Annotated in this window: 13 protein-coding genes; 4 read left to right on the top strand and 9 right to left on the bottom strand. The window is 72.1% G+C overall.

The window, feature by feature from the left end:
- Window positions 1–64: 64 nt before the first annotated feature.
- Both G9272_RS35580 and G9272_RS35575 read right to left on the bottom strand, forming a co-directional pair.
- Window positions 65–1,579 (bottom strand): hypothetical protein, encoded by a 1,515-nt coding sequence (locus G9272_RS35580; RefSeq protein WP_171400329.1) that lies wholly within the window; start codon window positions 1,577–1,579, stop codon window positions 65–67.
- A 143-nt stretch (window positions 1,580–1,722) separates the two neighbouring features.
- Window positions 1,723–1,974, bottom strand: coding sequence for a helix-turn-helix domain-containing protein (locus G9272_RS35575; RefSeq protein WP_171400328.1), 252 nt, complete (start codon window positions 1,972–1,974; stop codon window positions 1,723–1,725).
- Window positions 1,975–2,006: 32 nt separating this feature from the next.
- Between G9272_RS35575 and map the strand changes: the two genes are divergently transcribed.
- Together map and G9272_RS35565 are read left to right on the top strand one after the other, a co-directional pair.
- On the top strand, window positions 2,007–2,777 hold the full coding sequence (gene map, locus G9272_RS35570) for a type I methionyl aminopeptidase (protein WP_171400327.1): 771 nt from the start codon (window positions 2,007–2,009) through the stop codon (window positions 2,775–2,777).
- A 203-nt stretch (window positions 2,778–2,980) separates the two neighbouring features.
- Entirely contained in the window at window positions 2,981–5,533 is a 2,553-nt protein-coding gene (locus G9272_RS35565; RefSeq protein ID WP_171400326.1) for an ATP-dependent Clp protease ATP-binding subunit, read from the top strand.
- Between the two features lie 83 nt (window positions 5,534–5,616).
- Here G9272_RS35565 and ggt read toward each other — a convergent pair whose 3' ends face one another.
- A complete protein-coding gene (gene ggt / locus G9272_RS35560; protein ID WP_171400325.1) occupies window positions 5,617–7,428 on the bottom strand; it encodes a gamma-glutamyltransferase in 1,812 nt (603 codons plus the stop codon).
- Window positions 7,429–7,571: 143 nt separating this feature from the next.
- Between ggt and G9272_RS35555 the strand changes: the two genes are divergently transcribed.
- Both G9272_RS35555 and G9272_RS35550 read left to right on the top strand, forming a co-directional pair.
- Window positions 7,572–8,318 carry a hypothetical protein gene (locus tag G9272_RS35555; RefSeq protein ID WP_171400324.1) on the top strand — a complete coding sequence of 249 codons (747 nt, stop codon included), beginning with the start codon at window positions 7,572–7,574 and terminating at the stop codon, window positions 8,316–8,318.
- A gap of 55 nt (window positions 8,319–8,373) precedes the next feature.
- Window positions 8,374–9,969: a CocE/NonD family hydrolase gene (locus G9272_RS35550; RefSeq protein WP_437184338.1), complete on the top strand. Its 1,596-nt coding sequence runs from the start codon at window positions 8,374–8,376 to the stop codon at window positions 9,967–9,969.
- Window positions 9,970–10,017: 48 nt separating this feature from the next.
- On the opposite strand, the gene G9272_RS35545 is transcribed toward G9272_RS35550, so the two are convergent.
- The 6 genes from G9272_RS35545 to G9272_RS35520 form a co-directional block, all read right to left on the bottom strand.
- Window positions 10,018–10,761: an amino acid ABC transporter ATP-binding protein gene (locus G9272_RS35545; RefSeq protein ID WP_171400323.1), complete on the bottom strand. Its 744-nt coding sequence runs from the start codon at window positions 10,759–10,761 to the stop codon at window positions 10,018–10,020.
- A 116-nt stretch (window positions 10,762–10,877) separates the two neighbouring features.
- Window positions 10,878–11,297 (bottom strand): DUF6278 family protein, encoded by a 420-nt coding sequence (locus tag G9272_RS35540; RefSeq protein ID WP_171400322.1) that lies wholly within the window; start codon window positions 11,295–11,297, stop codon window positions 10,878–10,880.
- A 116-nt stretch (window positions 11,298–11,413) separates the two neighbouring features.
- Window positions 11,414–12,193, bottom strand: coding sequence for an exodeoxyribonuclease III (locus tag G9272_RS35535; RefSeq protein ID WP_171400321.1), 780 nt, complete (start codon window positions 12,191–12,193; stop codon window positions 11,414–11,416).
- A gap of 39 nt (window positions 12,194–12,232) precedes the next feature.
- On the bottom strand, window positions 12,233–12,868 hold the full coding sequence (locus G9272_RS35530; protein ID WP_171402312.1) for an MBL fold metallo-hydrolase: 636 nt from the start codon (window positions 12,866–12,868) through the stop codon (window positions 12,233–12,235).
- Window positions 12,869–12,911: 43 nt separating this feature from the next.
- A complete protein-coding gene (gene pcaDC / locus G9272_RS35525) occupies window positions 12,912–14,222 on the bottom strand; it encodes a bifunctional 3-oxoadipate enol-lactonase/4-carboxymuconolactone decarboxylase PcaDC (RefSeq protein ID WP_171400320.1) in 1,311 nt (436 codons plus the stop codon).
- Window positions 14,223–14,252: 30 nt separating this feature from the next.
- Window positions 14,253–14,828: a hypothetical protein gene (locus G9272_RS35520; RefSeq protein WP_171400319.1), complete on the bottom strand. Its 576-nt coding sequence runs from the start codon at window positions 14,826–14,828 to the stop codon at window positions 14,253–14,255.
- Window positions 14,829–14,884 lie beyond the last annotated feature (56 nt).

Here is a 14,884-nt window from a genome sequence, read left to right as displayed (position 1 = left end):
GTCGATCGCGTTTCACACTCCGGTGGGTGAGTCGCGGGCCGTACGGCGTAAGGGGGTGCGCGGGTCAGGCGGTGAAGCCGGCGACCCTGAGGGCGTGCACCAGGTCCCAGTGCCGTTCCTCGGAGACGGCCCGGGCGGCCTCCAGCACGAGGGGGACGAGGGTGTGCGGGGCCGGGGCGACGCTGCGGGCGGCCTCCTCGGGGGTGCGGACCCGGACGTAGGCGTCGAGCAGCGCGCGGACCTCCCGTCGCCGGCCCTCCTCGACCAGGCCGAGGACGGCCTGCCCGATCTCGTTGGCCGGCCGGGCGACGCCCTGGCGCAGGATCTGCTCGCCGTCCGCCGTGCGCCCCACCGCGACCAGCGCGTCGGCCGCGGCGACGAGCCGGTCGGCGGGGAGGGAGGCGGCCTCCCAGAGCAGGGTGGTCCAGTCGGCGGTGAGCCCGGCGCGCTGGAGTTCGGCCGCGAGCAGCGGGATGCGGGCGGCCGGCCAGTAGGCGAGCTCGACGAGCAGGGCGTGCGCCTCCCCACTGCGGCCTTCGCCGCGCAGGCGCACCAGCCGCTCGACCGTCTCGACGGTCTCCCGCCGGGCCGCCGTGTCCAGCGGCTCGCGCCGCGGCTCGGAACGCTCGGCGTTCTCGGTGGCGGCCCCGGCGAAGCGGGCGCCGCGCGGGGTGCGGCGCCCGGTCGGGGCGGGCGCGGGTGCCACCGGTGCGGCGTCGGGCGGTACGGCGAGGGAGGTGGCGTCCTCCTCCTCGGCCATGCCGGCGAAACGGGCGCTGCCGCGGCGGCGCTTGCGCTGTTTGGGGACGGCGGCCGGGGCGGGGGCATCCTCGGCGGGAGCCGGCCGGGGGGCGGGGGCGTCCGCCGTCGGCGCCTCGGCCTCGTACGCGTCGACCGGCGGTCCGGCCATGGGCTCGGCGGCGGCGTACCCGGCAGGTGCGTCGTACGCGGCAGGAGTGTCGTACCCGGCAGGGGCGTCGTACGCGGCAGGAGTGTCGTACCCGGCAGCAGCCTCGTAGGCCGGGTCGGCGGCGGTGTGCGGGGCGGGCCCGGGGCCCGCGCCGGCTGCCGGGAGCCGGTCCGACTCCGCTATCCGGTAGCGGAGTTCGGCGCACCGTGCGGTGGCCCGTTCGTGGTCGTCGTGGGCCCAGGCGAGGTCCAGCCGGATGGCTTCGGCCTGCTCGTGGGTGGCCGCGGACGGGAGCCTGCGCCCCAGGTCGGCCAACCGTTCGGCGGCGTAACGCTGTTCGCGCAGCATCACGTCGAGCCGGTCCCCGAGCGCGTCGCGGCCACCGGGCCGGGCGTCGTGGGCGGCGAGGGCGGCGGCGTGCAGGGGCCGGACCCGTTCCGCCTGCTGCGCGGCGACCGTGGTGCCGTACTCGGCGGCGAGGTCCTGGAGCACCGCCTCCACCACGTCCCAGGGCGGCACCTCGCGCCCGTCGAGGCAGGCCTGCATGCCGTCGGGATCGCGTTGCCAGAACACCGCGCACCAGCCGGCGCCCTGATCGAGGCGCGCCAGAAGTCCGTTCAGGTAGCTCGCGAACTCCCGTACCCGGCCCGGGAGTTGATCCACAGCCATCGCACGACTCCCGCCCCGACCGGAACACTCCGGTTCGTAGAAAACACCAACCGTGTTACAGCGCGGCTACGGCCAGTTTTCGAAACCGACGCGACGACGTGCACGCGCGATCCCGACCGGGCGCGGACAGCGACCCCAGGGTGTCACGCGGGGGCGGGCACGCACAGCCCCGCCAGCTCGTCCATCGACAGGCCGAGCACGCGGGCGAGCGCGGCGACGGTGAAAAACGCCGGGGTGGGCGCTCGGCCGGTCTCGATCTTGCGGAGGGTCTCGGCGGAGATGCCGGCGCTCGCCGCGATGTCGACCATGCTCCGGCCGCCGCGGGCCTCGCGCAGCAGCAGGCCGAGCCGTTCGCCGCGTTCGCGCTCTTCCGGAGTGAGGGGGGTACGCACCATGCCCCCATTCTAATACCGGTATAGTAATTGGCATGGTGGAGCTCAAGACAGACACATCGATCGAGGCCATGTACGCGGCGGGACAGGTCGTCGCACGGGCGCTGACGGCCGTACGAGAGGCCGCCGACGTGGGCGTATCCCTGCTGGAGCTGGACGAACTGGCGCACGACGTGCTGCGGGAGGCGGGTGCGACGTCCCCCTTCCTCGGCTACCGGCCGTCCTTCGCCACGACGCCGTTCCCGGCAGTGCTCTGCGCGTCCGTGAACGACGCGATCGTGCACGGCATCCCCACCGGCTACCGGCTGCGCGACGGCGACCTCCTCTCGGCCGACTTCGGCGCCACGCTCGACGGCTGGGCCGGCGACTCCGCGATCAGCTTCATCGTGGGCACGCCGCGCCCGGAGGACGTCCGGTTGATCGAGACCGCCGAGCGCGCCCTCGCGGCCGGCATCGAGGCGGCGGTCGTCGGCAACCGCATCGGCGACATCGCGCACGCGATCGGCACGGTGTGCCGGGCGGCGGGCTACGGCATCCCGGACGGCTTCGGAGGCCACGGAATCGGCCGCCACATGCACGAGGACCCTTCGGTCCCCAACGAGGGACGACCGGGCCGCGGCTACCCGCTGCGCCACGGCATGGCCATCGCGATCGAACCGATGCTGATCGCGAGCGGCAAGGACGGTTACCACGAGGCGCCGGACGGCTGGACCCTGCGCACGAACGACGGTTCCCGAGCGGCCCACGCGGAACACACCGTGGCGATCACGGAAAGCGGACCGCGGATCCTCACCGAGCGACGGTAGGACCGTTCCGCCGACGGGCGCGGGGCCGTATCCGTCCGCGGCTCCGCCCCGTGGGCGCGACACGCCACGCACGGTCCACGGCCGCCGTACGGCGGCAGGCCCCAGGACATGCCGCGCCCTGCGGATCGTGCCATCGTGGTGTAGCCCGGCACGGACAGGGCACCCGTCCGCACCGGCAGCGCAAGTCGATCGAACGGAACGCCATGACCAGCGGCTTCTCCAGCCCGGAGGGGTACGGCGACCCCTTCGGCGAGTTCCTGGCCCGCTTCTTCGGCGGGCCACGCCCCGGCCCCCGGCAGATCAACATCGGCCAGCTCCTCAGCCGGCCCGCGAGGGAGCTGGTGCGCGGCGCGGCCCAGTACGCGGCCGAGCACGGCAGCCGCGACCTGGACACCGAGCATCTCCTGCGCGCGGCTCTCGGCGCGGAGCCGACCCGTAGTCTGCTCAGCCGGGCCGGCGCCGACCCCGAGTCCCTCGCGTCGGAGATCGACGAGCGTTCGGGCCCGGTCCAGCACCCGCCCGGCGAGGTGCCGCCGCCCACGTCGCTGTCGCTGACCCCGGCCGCCAAACGCGCCCTGCTGGACGCACACGACCTGGCCCGCTCGCGCGGGGCCGGCTACATCGGCCCGGAGCACGTGCTCAGCGCCCTCGCCTCGAACCCGGACTCCGCGGCCGGGCACATCCTCAACGCGGCCCGCTTCGCCGCCACGAGCCTGCCGAACGACGCCCCGGACACCGCGCAGGCGCCCCGCCCCGGTGACCGGCAGCGGCCCACCGGCACGCCCACCCTGGACAAGTACGGCACGGATCTCACCGAACTGGCCCGCCAGGGCCGGATCGACCCGGTGATCGGCCGCGACGACGAGATCGAGCAGACCATCGAGGTACTCTCCCGGCGCGGCAAGAACAACCCGGTGCTGATCGGTGACGCGGGCGTCGGCAAGACCGCCATCGTGGAGGGACTGGCCCAGCGGATCGTGGACGGGGACGTGCCGGACGTCCTCGTCGCGCGGCGTGTGGTCGCCCTGGACCTGACGGGCGTGGTCGCGGGCACCCGCTACCGCGGCGACTTCGAGGAGCGGCTGAACAACATCGTCGACGAGATCCGCGCGCACTCCGACCAGCTGATCGTCTTCATCGACGAGCTGCACACCGTCGTCGGCGCGGGCGGCGGTGGCGAGGGCGGCTCGATGGACGCCGGCAACATCCTCAAGCCGGCCCTGGCCCGCGGCGAGCTGCACATCGTGGGCGCGACGACGCTGGAGGAGTACCGGCGGATCGAGAAGGACGCGGCGCTCGCCCGCCGTTTCCAGCCGATCCTCGTCCCGGAGCCGTCCGTCGCGGACGCGCTGGAGATCCTGCGCGGGCTGCGTGACCGCTACGAGGCCCACCACCAGGTCCGTTACACCGACGAGGCGCTCGTCGCGGCCGTGCAGCTGTCCGACCGCTACCTCACCGACCGCCGGCTGCCCGACAAGGCGATCGACCTGATCGACCAGGCCGGCGCCCGGGTACGGCTCGGTGCCCGCACCAAGGGCACGGACGTACGGGCCATGGAGCGCGAGGCCGAGGAGCTGGCCCGCGACAAGGACCAGGCGGTCGCGGACGAACAGTACGAGCTGGCCACCCGACTGCGGGACCGCATCGTCGAGTTGAAGCAGCGCATCGCGGACGCGAGCGGCGAGGTCACCTCCGACGAGGGCCGGCATCTGGAGGTCACCGCGGAGGCGATCGCCGAGGTGGTGTCCCGGCAGACGGGCATCCCGGTCGCCAGCCTCACCCAGGAGGAGAAGGACCGCCTGCTCGCCCTGGAGGAGCACCTGCACGAGCGGGTCGTCGGCCAGGAGGAGGCCGTACGGGTCGTCGCGGACGCGGTGCTGCGCTCGCGCGCCGGGCTCGCCAGCCCGGACCGGCCGATCGGCAGCTTCCTGTTCCTCGGCCCGACCGGTGTCGGCAAGACCGAACTGGCCCGCGCGCTCGCCGAGGCGCTGTTCGGCAGCGAGGAGCGCATGGTCCGGCTCGACATGAGCGAGTACCAGGAGCGGCACACCGTGAGCCGTCTGGTCGGCGCTCCGCCCGGCTACGTCGGCCACGAGGAGGCCGGGCAGCTGACGGAGACCGTCCGTCGGCACCCGTACTCGCTGCTCCTGCTCGACGAGGTGGAGAAGGCGCACCCGGATGTCTTCAACATCCTGCTCCAGGTCCTCGACGACGGCCGGCTCACCGACTCCCAGGGGCGCACGGTCGACTTCACCAACACGGTCATCGTGATGACCAGCAACCTGGGTTCGGAGGCGATCACCCGGCGCGGCGCCGGCATCGGCTTCGGGTCGGGTGGCGCGGACGCCGACGAGGAGGCGCGGCGCGAGCAGATCCTGCGGCCGCTGCGCGAGCACTTCCGGCCGGAGTTCCTCAACCGGATCGACGAGATCGTCGTGTTCCGGCAGCTCACGGGTGAGCAACTGCGGCGGATCACCGACCTGTTGCTGGAGCGGACGCGACGGCTGGTGCAGGCCCGGGGCATCACGGCCGAGTTCACCGACGCGGCCGTCGACTGGCTCGCCGAGCGCGGCTACCAGCCCGAGTACGGCGCCCGCCCGCTGCGCCGCACGATCCAGCGCGAGGTCGACAACCAGCTGTCCCGGCTGCTGCTCGACGGGCGGGTCGAGGAGGGCGACCGGGTGACGGTGGAGGTCGAGGACGGGAGGCTCGCGTTCCGCACGCGTACCGGCGAGCCACCCGCCCCTGAGCTCTGACGCCCGACGCCCGACACGTGACACTCGGCACTCGGCACTCGGCACTCGACGAGGTCGGACGTCCGGTCTGTCCGCGCCGGGCCCTAGGGCGCCGGACGCACCACCTGTGCCGAGCCGCCGCCGCGCCGTACGGTCTCGGCGGCGGCCAGCCACTTGCCGTTCGGCAGCCGCTGCACGGCGGTGGCCGCGCCGATCTCCGGGTTGAGCTTGAAGGAGTGCCCGATGGCCTCCAGCCGGGCCCGCAGCCCGTCGGGGCTGGTGTCGTCGTAGAGCGCGGGCTCCAACTCCGTCTGGGCGGCGTTGCGTTGGCTGGCGCGCGGGGCGGCGATCGCATCGACGAGCGGCAGTCCGCGGTCGAGGAACTCGGTCAGGGTCTGGAGCACGGTGGTGATGATGGTCGCGCCGCCGGGCGAACCCAGCGCCACCACCGGCTTGTCGTGGCGGTCGAGCACGATCGTCGGCGAGATCGACGAGCGCGGCCGCTTGCCCGGTCCTGGCAGGTTCGGGTCGTGGACGGCCGGGCCGGCGGGGGCGAAGGAGAAGTCCGTCAGCTCGTTGTTCAGAAGGAAACCGCGGCCGGGGACCGTGATGCCGCTGCCGCCGGTCTGCTCGATGGTGAGCGTGTAGGAGACCACGTTGCCCCACTTGTCGGCGACGGTGAGGTGCGTGGTGTTCTCGCCCTCGTACGTCGTCGGCGCCGCCGTGCCGCCCGTGTCGCAGGCGGCCGGGTTCCGCGGGTCGCCGGGCGCCACCGGGCTGGTGAGGACCGCGTCGTCCTTGATGAGGCAGGCGCGTGAGTCGGCGTACTTCTGCGACAGCAGCTGCTTCGTGGGGACGTCCTCGAAGGCGGGGTCGCCGACCCAGCGCCCGCGGTCCGCGAACGCGATCCGGCTGGCTTCGAGGTAACGGTGCAGGTACTGGACCTCGCTCGCCTTCGAAAGGTCCGTCTTCTCGAGGATGTTGAGGGCCTCGCCGACCGTCGTGCCGCCCGAGGACGAGGGCGCGATGGAGTAGACGCCCAGACCGCGGTACGAGGTCTTCGTGGGCGCCTGGAGCTTGGCGCGGTAGGCCGCGAGGTCCTTGGCGGACAGGTCGCCCGGCCGGGCGTTCCACCCCGAACCCGGGTCCACGGGCGGCTTGTTCACCGTGGAGACGATGTCCTTGCCGAGGTCGCCGCGGTAGATGGCGCCCACGCCCTTGCGGGCCAGCTCCTCGTAGGTGCGGGCGAGGTCGGGGTTCTTGAACGTCGAGCCCACGACGGGGAGTTGGCCGCCGGGCAGGAACAGCTTCGCCGTGTCGGGGAAGTAGCGGAAGCGGGTCTCGTTGGCGGCGGTCTGGGTGCGGAAGGTGTCGTCCACGGTGAAGCCGTCGCGGGCGATGCGCTGGGCGGGCTTCAGGACCGTGCCGAGCTTCTCGCTGCCCCATTCCTTCAGCGCGGTCGCCCAGGTGGCGGGAGTACCCGGCGTGCCGACGCCCAGGCCGCTGCTGACGGCGTCGGCGAAGGCGAGCGGCTTGCCGTTCTCCAGGAAGAGACCGGAGTCCGCGGTCAGCGGGGCGGTCTCACGGCCGTCGATGGTGTGCACCGCACGGGACTCGGCGTCGTAGTAGACGAAGTAGCCGCCTCCGCCGATGCCGGAGGAGTAGGGCTCGGTGACACCGAGGGCGGCGGCGGTGGCGACGGCCGCGTCGACGGCGTTGCCTCCCTTGCGCAGCACCTCGATGCCGGCCGCGGAGGCGTCCGCGTCGACGCTGGCGACCGCACCGCCGTAGCCGACGGCGACCGGGACCTTCGCAACAGTGGTTCTCTCGGCGGCGGGTGGCGCAGCGGCCCCCACCGTGACCACGGCGGCCGAGACCGCCAGGACCGACAGTTTCCGCGCGACAGGGCGACGCATCCGTACCTCCAGTCCAGGACAGTCCGCGCAGCGTAACCAGATTCCCGGGGCCCCGACAGCCTCCTTCCGGGCACTGTCATACGAACGCCACACCTCGAACACGAGTACGCCCCCGCCGCGCCGGCCCGCTACCATGCGCGCCCATGAACGACGACGTGCGCAACATCGTCCTGGGCGTGGTCGCGGCCGGCATCAGTGCCGCGCTCGGCTGGTTGACCCGCACCTACCTGTGGAAGCGCAGACTCCGGCGCAAGCAGGCCTTCTTCGGGCTGCCCGAGAACTCGGAGTGCCTGCTCGTCGTCAACCGCGATGCGGGCAGCCCCGACCTCGCGGTGCACCGCCACGACGTGTTCGCGCTCCTGGAGCTCGCCGCGCTCATCAAGGACTGCGGCGCGGGCGCCGAGGTGGTCACCCAGGACGTGGCCCGGCAGGGTTTCGGAGAGCGGACGGAGTTCTGTGTCGGCGGCCCGGGATCGAACCGGCGGATGGCGGCCCACATCCAGGCCATGCTGCCCGGGGTGCGCGTCAACACCGACCGGGAACCGGGCCCGGACCGGCTGGCGTTCCAGATAGGCGGCGAGCACCACCGGATGGACCCGGGTGTCACCGAGTACGTCCTGCTGGCCCGGCTCACCGCCGGCCGGCGGCGCGAGGCACGGCCGGTGTTCCTGTTCTGCGGCCAGCGCGCGATCAACAACCAGGCCGCCACCCGCTATCTGGTCCGCAACCACGAGCGGCTGGCGCGCAAACACGGGAACGGCTCCTTCGTGCTGCTCCTGAAGGTCGTCAACTCCCAGGCGTACGGCCCCGATGTGGTCGAACTGGTCGACGACGTGACCCGGGCGGCGCAGGCTCCCCTGCCGGACACGACAATTGTTACTGCCACGTAACTTACCGACGGTTACCTCCGACGGGGCCGAGCGGTTACCGTCGGGTCACTTTGCGATGACGCAGGCAAGAGGAGTGACCGTGGGACGACCGCACCGCATGGCCCTTCGTACGACCGCCATGGGCGCCGTCTCCGCGACCCTGGTCGCGGGCGGGGTGCTGGGCCTGACGCCCGCCGCCCGGGCCGCCACCGGCGGGGTCCGGTACGTCGACATCGCCGGGGACGGCGGTACGGTCCTCAAGGCCAACGTGGTCACCCCCGCCGGCGCCGACGGCACCCGCCGCCACCCGCTGATCGTGCTGCCGACGAGCTGGGGCTTCCCGCAGGTCGAGTACCTCGCCCAGGCGCAGCGGCTCGCCGACTCCGGGTACGTCGTCCTCAGTTACAACGTGCGCGGCTTCTGGCAGTCCGGCGGCGAGATCGACGTGGCCGGGCCGCACGATGTCGCCGACGCCGCCAAGGTCGTCGACTGGGCACTCGCCCACACCCCGAGCGACCCCGAGAACGTCGGCATGGCGGGCGTCTCGTACGGCGCCGGGATCAGCCTGCTGGCCGCCGCCCACGACCCGCGCGTCAAGGCCGTCGCCTCGCTCAGCGGCTGGGGCGACCTGATCGACTCGATCTACTCCGGCCGCACCCAGCACGTCCAGGCCGCCGCCGCGCTCGACACCGTGGGCACGGTCACCGGTCGCCGGAGCGCCGAGTCCCAGGAGGTGTTCTCGGCCTTCTACTCCTCCGACCTGTCGAAGGAGAAGGACATCGTCGCCTGGGGGCAGAAACGTTCCCCCGCTACCTACCTGGACCAGCTCAACAAGAACGGCGCGGCGATCATGCTCGCCGGCGCCTGGGGCGACACGATCTTCGCGCCCAACCAGTCCGCCGCCTTCTACGAAGAGCTGACCGGCCCGAAGCGGCTGGAGTTCCGCCCCGGCGACCACGCGACCGCCGAGCTCCCCGGTCTGTTCGGGCTGCCCAACGACGTCTGGACCGACACCGAACGCTGGTTCGACCACTACCTCAAGGGCGAGGACAACGGCATCGACCGCGAGCAGCCCGTCCGGCTCAAGTCCCGTTCCACAAGCGGTTACGAGGGATATCCGGACTGGAAGTCGGTGAACGCGACCCGGCAGAAGATCGCCCTCGCGGGCTCCACCACGATCCACACCAACGTGGACTCGGGCGCCGACGGCGGGATCGTCTTCCTGTCCAGCATCCTCGACCAGGTGGCGAAGCTGCCCCCGGTGGCCGCGATCCCCCTGCTCCCCCGCCGCTGGGCCGCCGTATGGCAGTCCGGGAAGTACGCCACCGCCCAGCAGGTGCGCGGCACCGCGAAGGTGCACACCACCGTCACCCCGACCGAGGAGAGCGGCACCCTCGTCGCCTACCTCTACGACGTGGGGCCGCTCGGCCTCGGCAAACTGGTCGCCAACGCGCCGTACACCTTCCACGGGCACACGCCGGGCAAGCCGTTCGGTGTCGACCTGGACCTGTTCTCCACGGCCTACGACGTCCCGGCGGGGCACCGGCTCGCCCTGGTCGTCGACACGGTCGACCCGCTCTACATCGAGCACAACCCGTCCGGCGCGCGGCTGACCTTCTCCTCGCCGGTGAACGACCCGTCGTACGTGTCGGTTCCGCTGCGCGGGCAGTGATCTCCGGCCGCCGCCGGGGCGGGTGGGCTCTGCGGCTGGCGCCGTGGCTCAGTGCTTGAGGATCTTGGAGAGGAAGTCCTTGGCGCGGTCGCTGCGCGGGGCCGTGAAGAACTCCTCGGGGGTGCGGTCCTCGACGATGCGGCCGTCGGCCATGAAGACCACACGGTTGGCGGCCGAGCGGGCGAAGCCCATCTCGTGGGTGACCACGACCATGGTCATGCCCTCCTGGGCGAGCTGCTGCATGACCTCGAGGACCTCGTTGATCATCTCGGGGTCGAGGGCGGAGGTGGGCTCGTCGAACAGGAGCGCCTTGGGGTCCATGGCGAGGGCGCGGGCGATGGCCACGCGCTGCTGCTGGCCTCCGGAGAGCTGGGCGGGGAACTTGTCGGCCTGGTCGGCGAGGCCCACCCGGTCGAGCAGTTCACGGGAGCGCCTGTCGGCCTCGTGCTTCTTGCGTCTGCGTACCTTCACCTGGCCCAGCGAGATGTTCTGGAGAACGGTCTTGTGGGCGAACAGGTTGAAGGACTGGAAGACCATGCCGACCTCGGAACGCAGTTTCGCCAGCGCCTTGCCCTCCTCGGGCAGCGGCTGTCCGTCGAGCGTGATCGAACCGGAGTGGATGGGCTCCAGGCGGTTGATCGCGCGGCACAGTGTCGACTTCCCCGACCCCGAAGGGCCGATCACCACGACCACCTCCCCCCTGCCGACGGTGAGGTTGACGTCCTGGAGGACATGCAGTTCCCCGAAGTACTTGTTGACGTCACGCAGCTCGATCAACGGATCGACGGCCATGCGCAGTCCTACTCACTTTCAGCTGTGTCGTGGTTGCCGCAAACTATCCACATAAGAATGGAGTTGAGGCACGACACGCACTTTTCTGTCATTAGCCGTATTTACGCGCCCGCACCTCAGTTCTCGGCCACCTCGGCGTACAGCTGGGACAGTTCGGGGGTGCCGGTCGCGGCCCAGTCACGCCCGGCGGCGACCACGTCGACCTCCCGGCCGGACGCCAGCCGGACGACGGGTTCTCCGCCGGGCCAGATCACCCAGACGGCACCGGGCACCGTGCGCACGACGACCGTCCCCAGGTAGAGCCCGGCGTCGTGACCGAACCAGGGGAGGGTCTCCTCGTCATCGCGCCAGCGCGGCGGAAGCTGGTCCAGTGCCTCCAACGAGGCGGCCGTGTCGTCGAGTCCGATCCCCTCCCGGGCCGCCTGGGAACGCAACAGCTCGCATTCGGAGAGGAGTTCGGCGATCCCCTCGGGGTCCTCGGCCAGCACCGCCGCACGGTACTTCTTGCTCCTGTTGCCCAGGAAAGGGATGTTCATAAGCCCAGCGTGACATTCACACCGGCATGCGCACCACAGGCGCGCTGGCACATGCCGACGGCCGACGTACCCGTCCGGGCGGGCATCGCCCGTGGACGGACGGGCACCGGCCCCCGCTACACCTCGAGGTCGACCACGACCGGAGCGTGATCCGAGGCGCCCTTGCCCTTGCGCTCCTCGCGGTCGACATAGGCGTCCTTGACGGCCTTGGCGAACGGCTCGTTTCCGTACACCAGGTCGATGCGCATGCCGCGGTTCTTGGGGAAGCAGAGCTGGCGGTAGTCCCAGTACGTGAAGGGGTGGTCGTACTTCAGGGGGCGCGGCACGACGTCCGACAGACCGGCTTCGCGCAGCGACGCCAGGGCGGCGCGCTCGGCCGGGGTGACATGGGTGAGGCCCTCGAAGGCGGCCACGTCGTGCACGTCGTCGTCGGTCGGCGCCACGTTGTAGTCGCCCATCACCGCGAAGGGGCGGCTGCCCGCCGCGTCGCCCGCGACGGCGGCCTTGAGGGCCTCGAACCACTGGAGCTTGTACGCGTAGTGCGGGTGGTCGACCTCGCGGCCGTTCGGCACGTACACCGACCAGACGCGGACCGGGCCGCAGGTCGCCGCGATGGCGCGGGGCTCCGGCGCCCCGTCGTAGCCGGGGTCGCCGGGCAGGCCCTTGACGACGTCCGCCAGGCCGACCCGGGAGATCACCGCCACGCCGTTCCACCGGCCCGTGGCGTGCACCGCCGCCTCGTAGCCCAGTTCGCGCAGCTGGTCGAGCGGGAACTGCGCCTCGGCGACCTTGGCCTCCTGGAGGCACAGCACGTCGGTGCCGCTGCTCTCCAGCCAGGCCAGCAGCCTCGGCAGGCGGGCGGTGATCGAGTTCACGTTCCAGGTCGCGATACGCATGCCTCACAACCTACCCGGCGGGTCCGACAACGCCCTCGCTCAGACCTCCGCGGAGGCCCCCGGCGCCAGCCGGCCGTGGTCGGCGCCGCCCAGGTTGCCCAGGTGCGTGTCGTAGATCGGGCGGGCGAGGTCGGTGAGAAGGGCGTCGTGGATGTCGTAGACGCGCTGCGGCCGGACCTCGCGGATGTACTCGATGACCTCGGAGATCTTGTTCCAGGGGGCCTGGACCGGGGCCAGCAGGGTTTCCACCGGGTGCTCGGGGACGGTGAGCGCGTCTCCGGGGTGGAAGACGCGGCCCTCGTCGACGAGGAAGCCGACGTTGGTGACGCGCGGGAGGTCGGGGTGGATGACGGCGTGCAGCTCGCCGTGGACCTGGACGTCGAACCCCGCGGCGGTGAACGTGTCGCCGTGGCCGACCGTGTGCACCCGGCCGGGGAACGCGGCGGAGAGCTTCTCCGCGACGGACCTCAGGGTCCAGAGCTCGACGGCCGGGTCGGCCTCCAGGGCCGCCCGCAGCCGCTTCTCGTCGAAGTGGTCCGGGTGCTCGTGCGTGACCAGGATCGCGTCCGCGCCGACCGCGGCGTCCGCCTCGCTGAATCCGCCGGGGTCGAGGACGAGCGTGCGCCCGTCCTTCTCCAGGCGCACACACGCGTGCGACTTCTTGGTGAGTTTCAGAGCCGTCATGAGATCCATCCTGCCCCCGCGTCCTGCGCGGGGCTCACTCGGTGGGGGTGGTCTCCTCCCGGATGACCTGCTGCGCCACCTTGAACGCGCTGTTCGCCGCGGGTACGCCGCAGTAGACGGCCGCCTGGAGCAGCACCTCCTTGATCTCGTCCGGGGTGAGGCCGTTGCGCAGCGCGGCACGGATGTGGAAGGCGAGCTCCTCCAGGTGGCCCCCCGCGACCAGCGCGGTGAGCGTGACGCAGGAGCGGGAGCGCCGGTCCAGGCCGGGCCGGTCCCAGATCTCGCCCCAGGCATAGCGGGTGATGAACTCCTGGAACTCCCCGGAGAAGTCGTCGGCCTGCGACAGCGCCCGGTCCACATGGGCGTCCCCGAGGACCTCCCGGCGCACCTTCAGACCGGCGTCGTACGGATCGGGGCGGCCCATGACCTGCACCGGTTCGAGGACGGGGGCGGGCGCGATCTCCGCGATGGCCACCGGCTGCGGAGGCTGCTGGGGCGCGATCGGGACCGCCCTGACGGGGATGCCCGGCACGGCCGTCTGCCCGGTGCCGGAGTCGTAGGCGGGCTGCCAGGCGGTGGAGAAGTGGCGGACCAGCAGGTCTGTCACGGCCGCGGGCTGCTCCACCGGGACCAGGTGCGAGGCGCCCGGTACGACGGCCAGCCGGGCGTCCGGGATGCCGGCCACCAGGGTGCGCGCCTCGGCGGGGCCGGTGACCTGGTCGTCCGAGCCGACGAGGACCAGCGTGGGCACACCGACGAGACCGATCTCGGCCCGCACGTCGAAGGAGGCGAGCGCCTCGCAGGCCGCTATGTAGCAGCCGGGGTCGGTGGTGCGCACCATCTGCACGGCCCACTCGGTGATCGCGGGCTGCGCGGCCGCGAAGCCGCTGGTGAACCAGCGGTCGGGCGAGCTGCGGGCGATGGGGTCGAGGCCGTTCGTACGGACTATCACGCCCCGCTGCCGGAACTCGTCGGCCGTGCCGAACCGCGGCGAGGCCGCGATCAGCGCGAGGGAGGCGACCCGCTCCGGGTGCCGCAGCGCCAGCTCCACGCCGACCGCGCCGCCGAACGCGCAGCCCGCGTAGCCGAAGCGCTGCACCCCGAGCCCGTCGAGGGTGGCGAGCAGCCGCCCGGCCAGGTCGGAGACGGAGCCGACCGGGTAGGCAGGGGCGCCGCCGTGGCCGGGCAGGTCGTAACGGAAGATCCGCCACTGCTGGGCCAGCTCGGGAACCTGACGGTCCCACATGTGCCATGTCGTACCCAGTGAGGGACCCAGGATCAGGACCGGAGCGTCTTCCGGCCCGTCGAAGCGGTATTGCAGGGTGTTCGGTGGTGTCTCGCTCACCCGTATGACCCTCTCATGCATCACGAAAACTCACGTCGCCGGGGCGAACCTAGCGGGTCTCGTCCTCTCGCGACGACCGGTGAACAAGAACTCATCCTGCCATCGCCGGAGGGACGACCGCAGGTGACGTACGGCCCACGGCGGGTGCCTTCCGGGAGATCCGAGAGGGGTCAGCGAGTTCGTTCCGCGAGGGGCGCGGTGTGCTGGGCCCGGGTCGTCGCACCGTTCCCGCGGGTCTTCCCCGGGAGGCAGGAGAAGGAGGCAGCCGGGCAGCGACGCGGCGGCGAAGGCGAAGCACCCCCACAGGCTGTACGGGCCGCTCCAGAAGGTGCCGGGGGCGACACTCCGGATGGCGGTCACCGCCGCGACCCCCGTGGCTCCGCCTGCCTGTTGGCAGGTCACCAGGAAGCCCGACGCGGTGCCCTGGTCGTCGAGGGACGCAGCCGCGCTGGCGAGCATGACGGCTGCCGGGTGGGCGATGGCGATGCCCGTGCCGACCAGGAGTGCCGCGGGCAACAGGTGCGTGGTGTAGGCGCCTTGCTCCACAGTGGTGTAGAGCAGCTGTCCGGCGGTGACGACACCGAGCGAGAAGCCCGCCGCGCCCATGGCGCTGAATCCATCCGCCGGGTACGGGCTTCCCCTGCCAGGCGGCGAGCAGAGCG

Source organism: Streptomyces asoensis, assembly GCF_013085465.1.
GTDB classification, from domain to species: Bacteria; Actinomycetota; Actinomycetes; order Streptomycetales; family Streptomycetaceae; genus Streptomyces; species Streptomyces cacaoi_A.
This window is presented reverse-complemented; position numbering and strand designations above follow the sequence as displayed.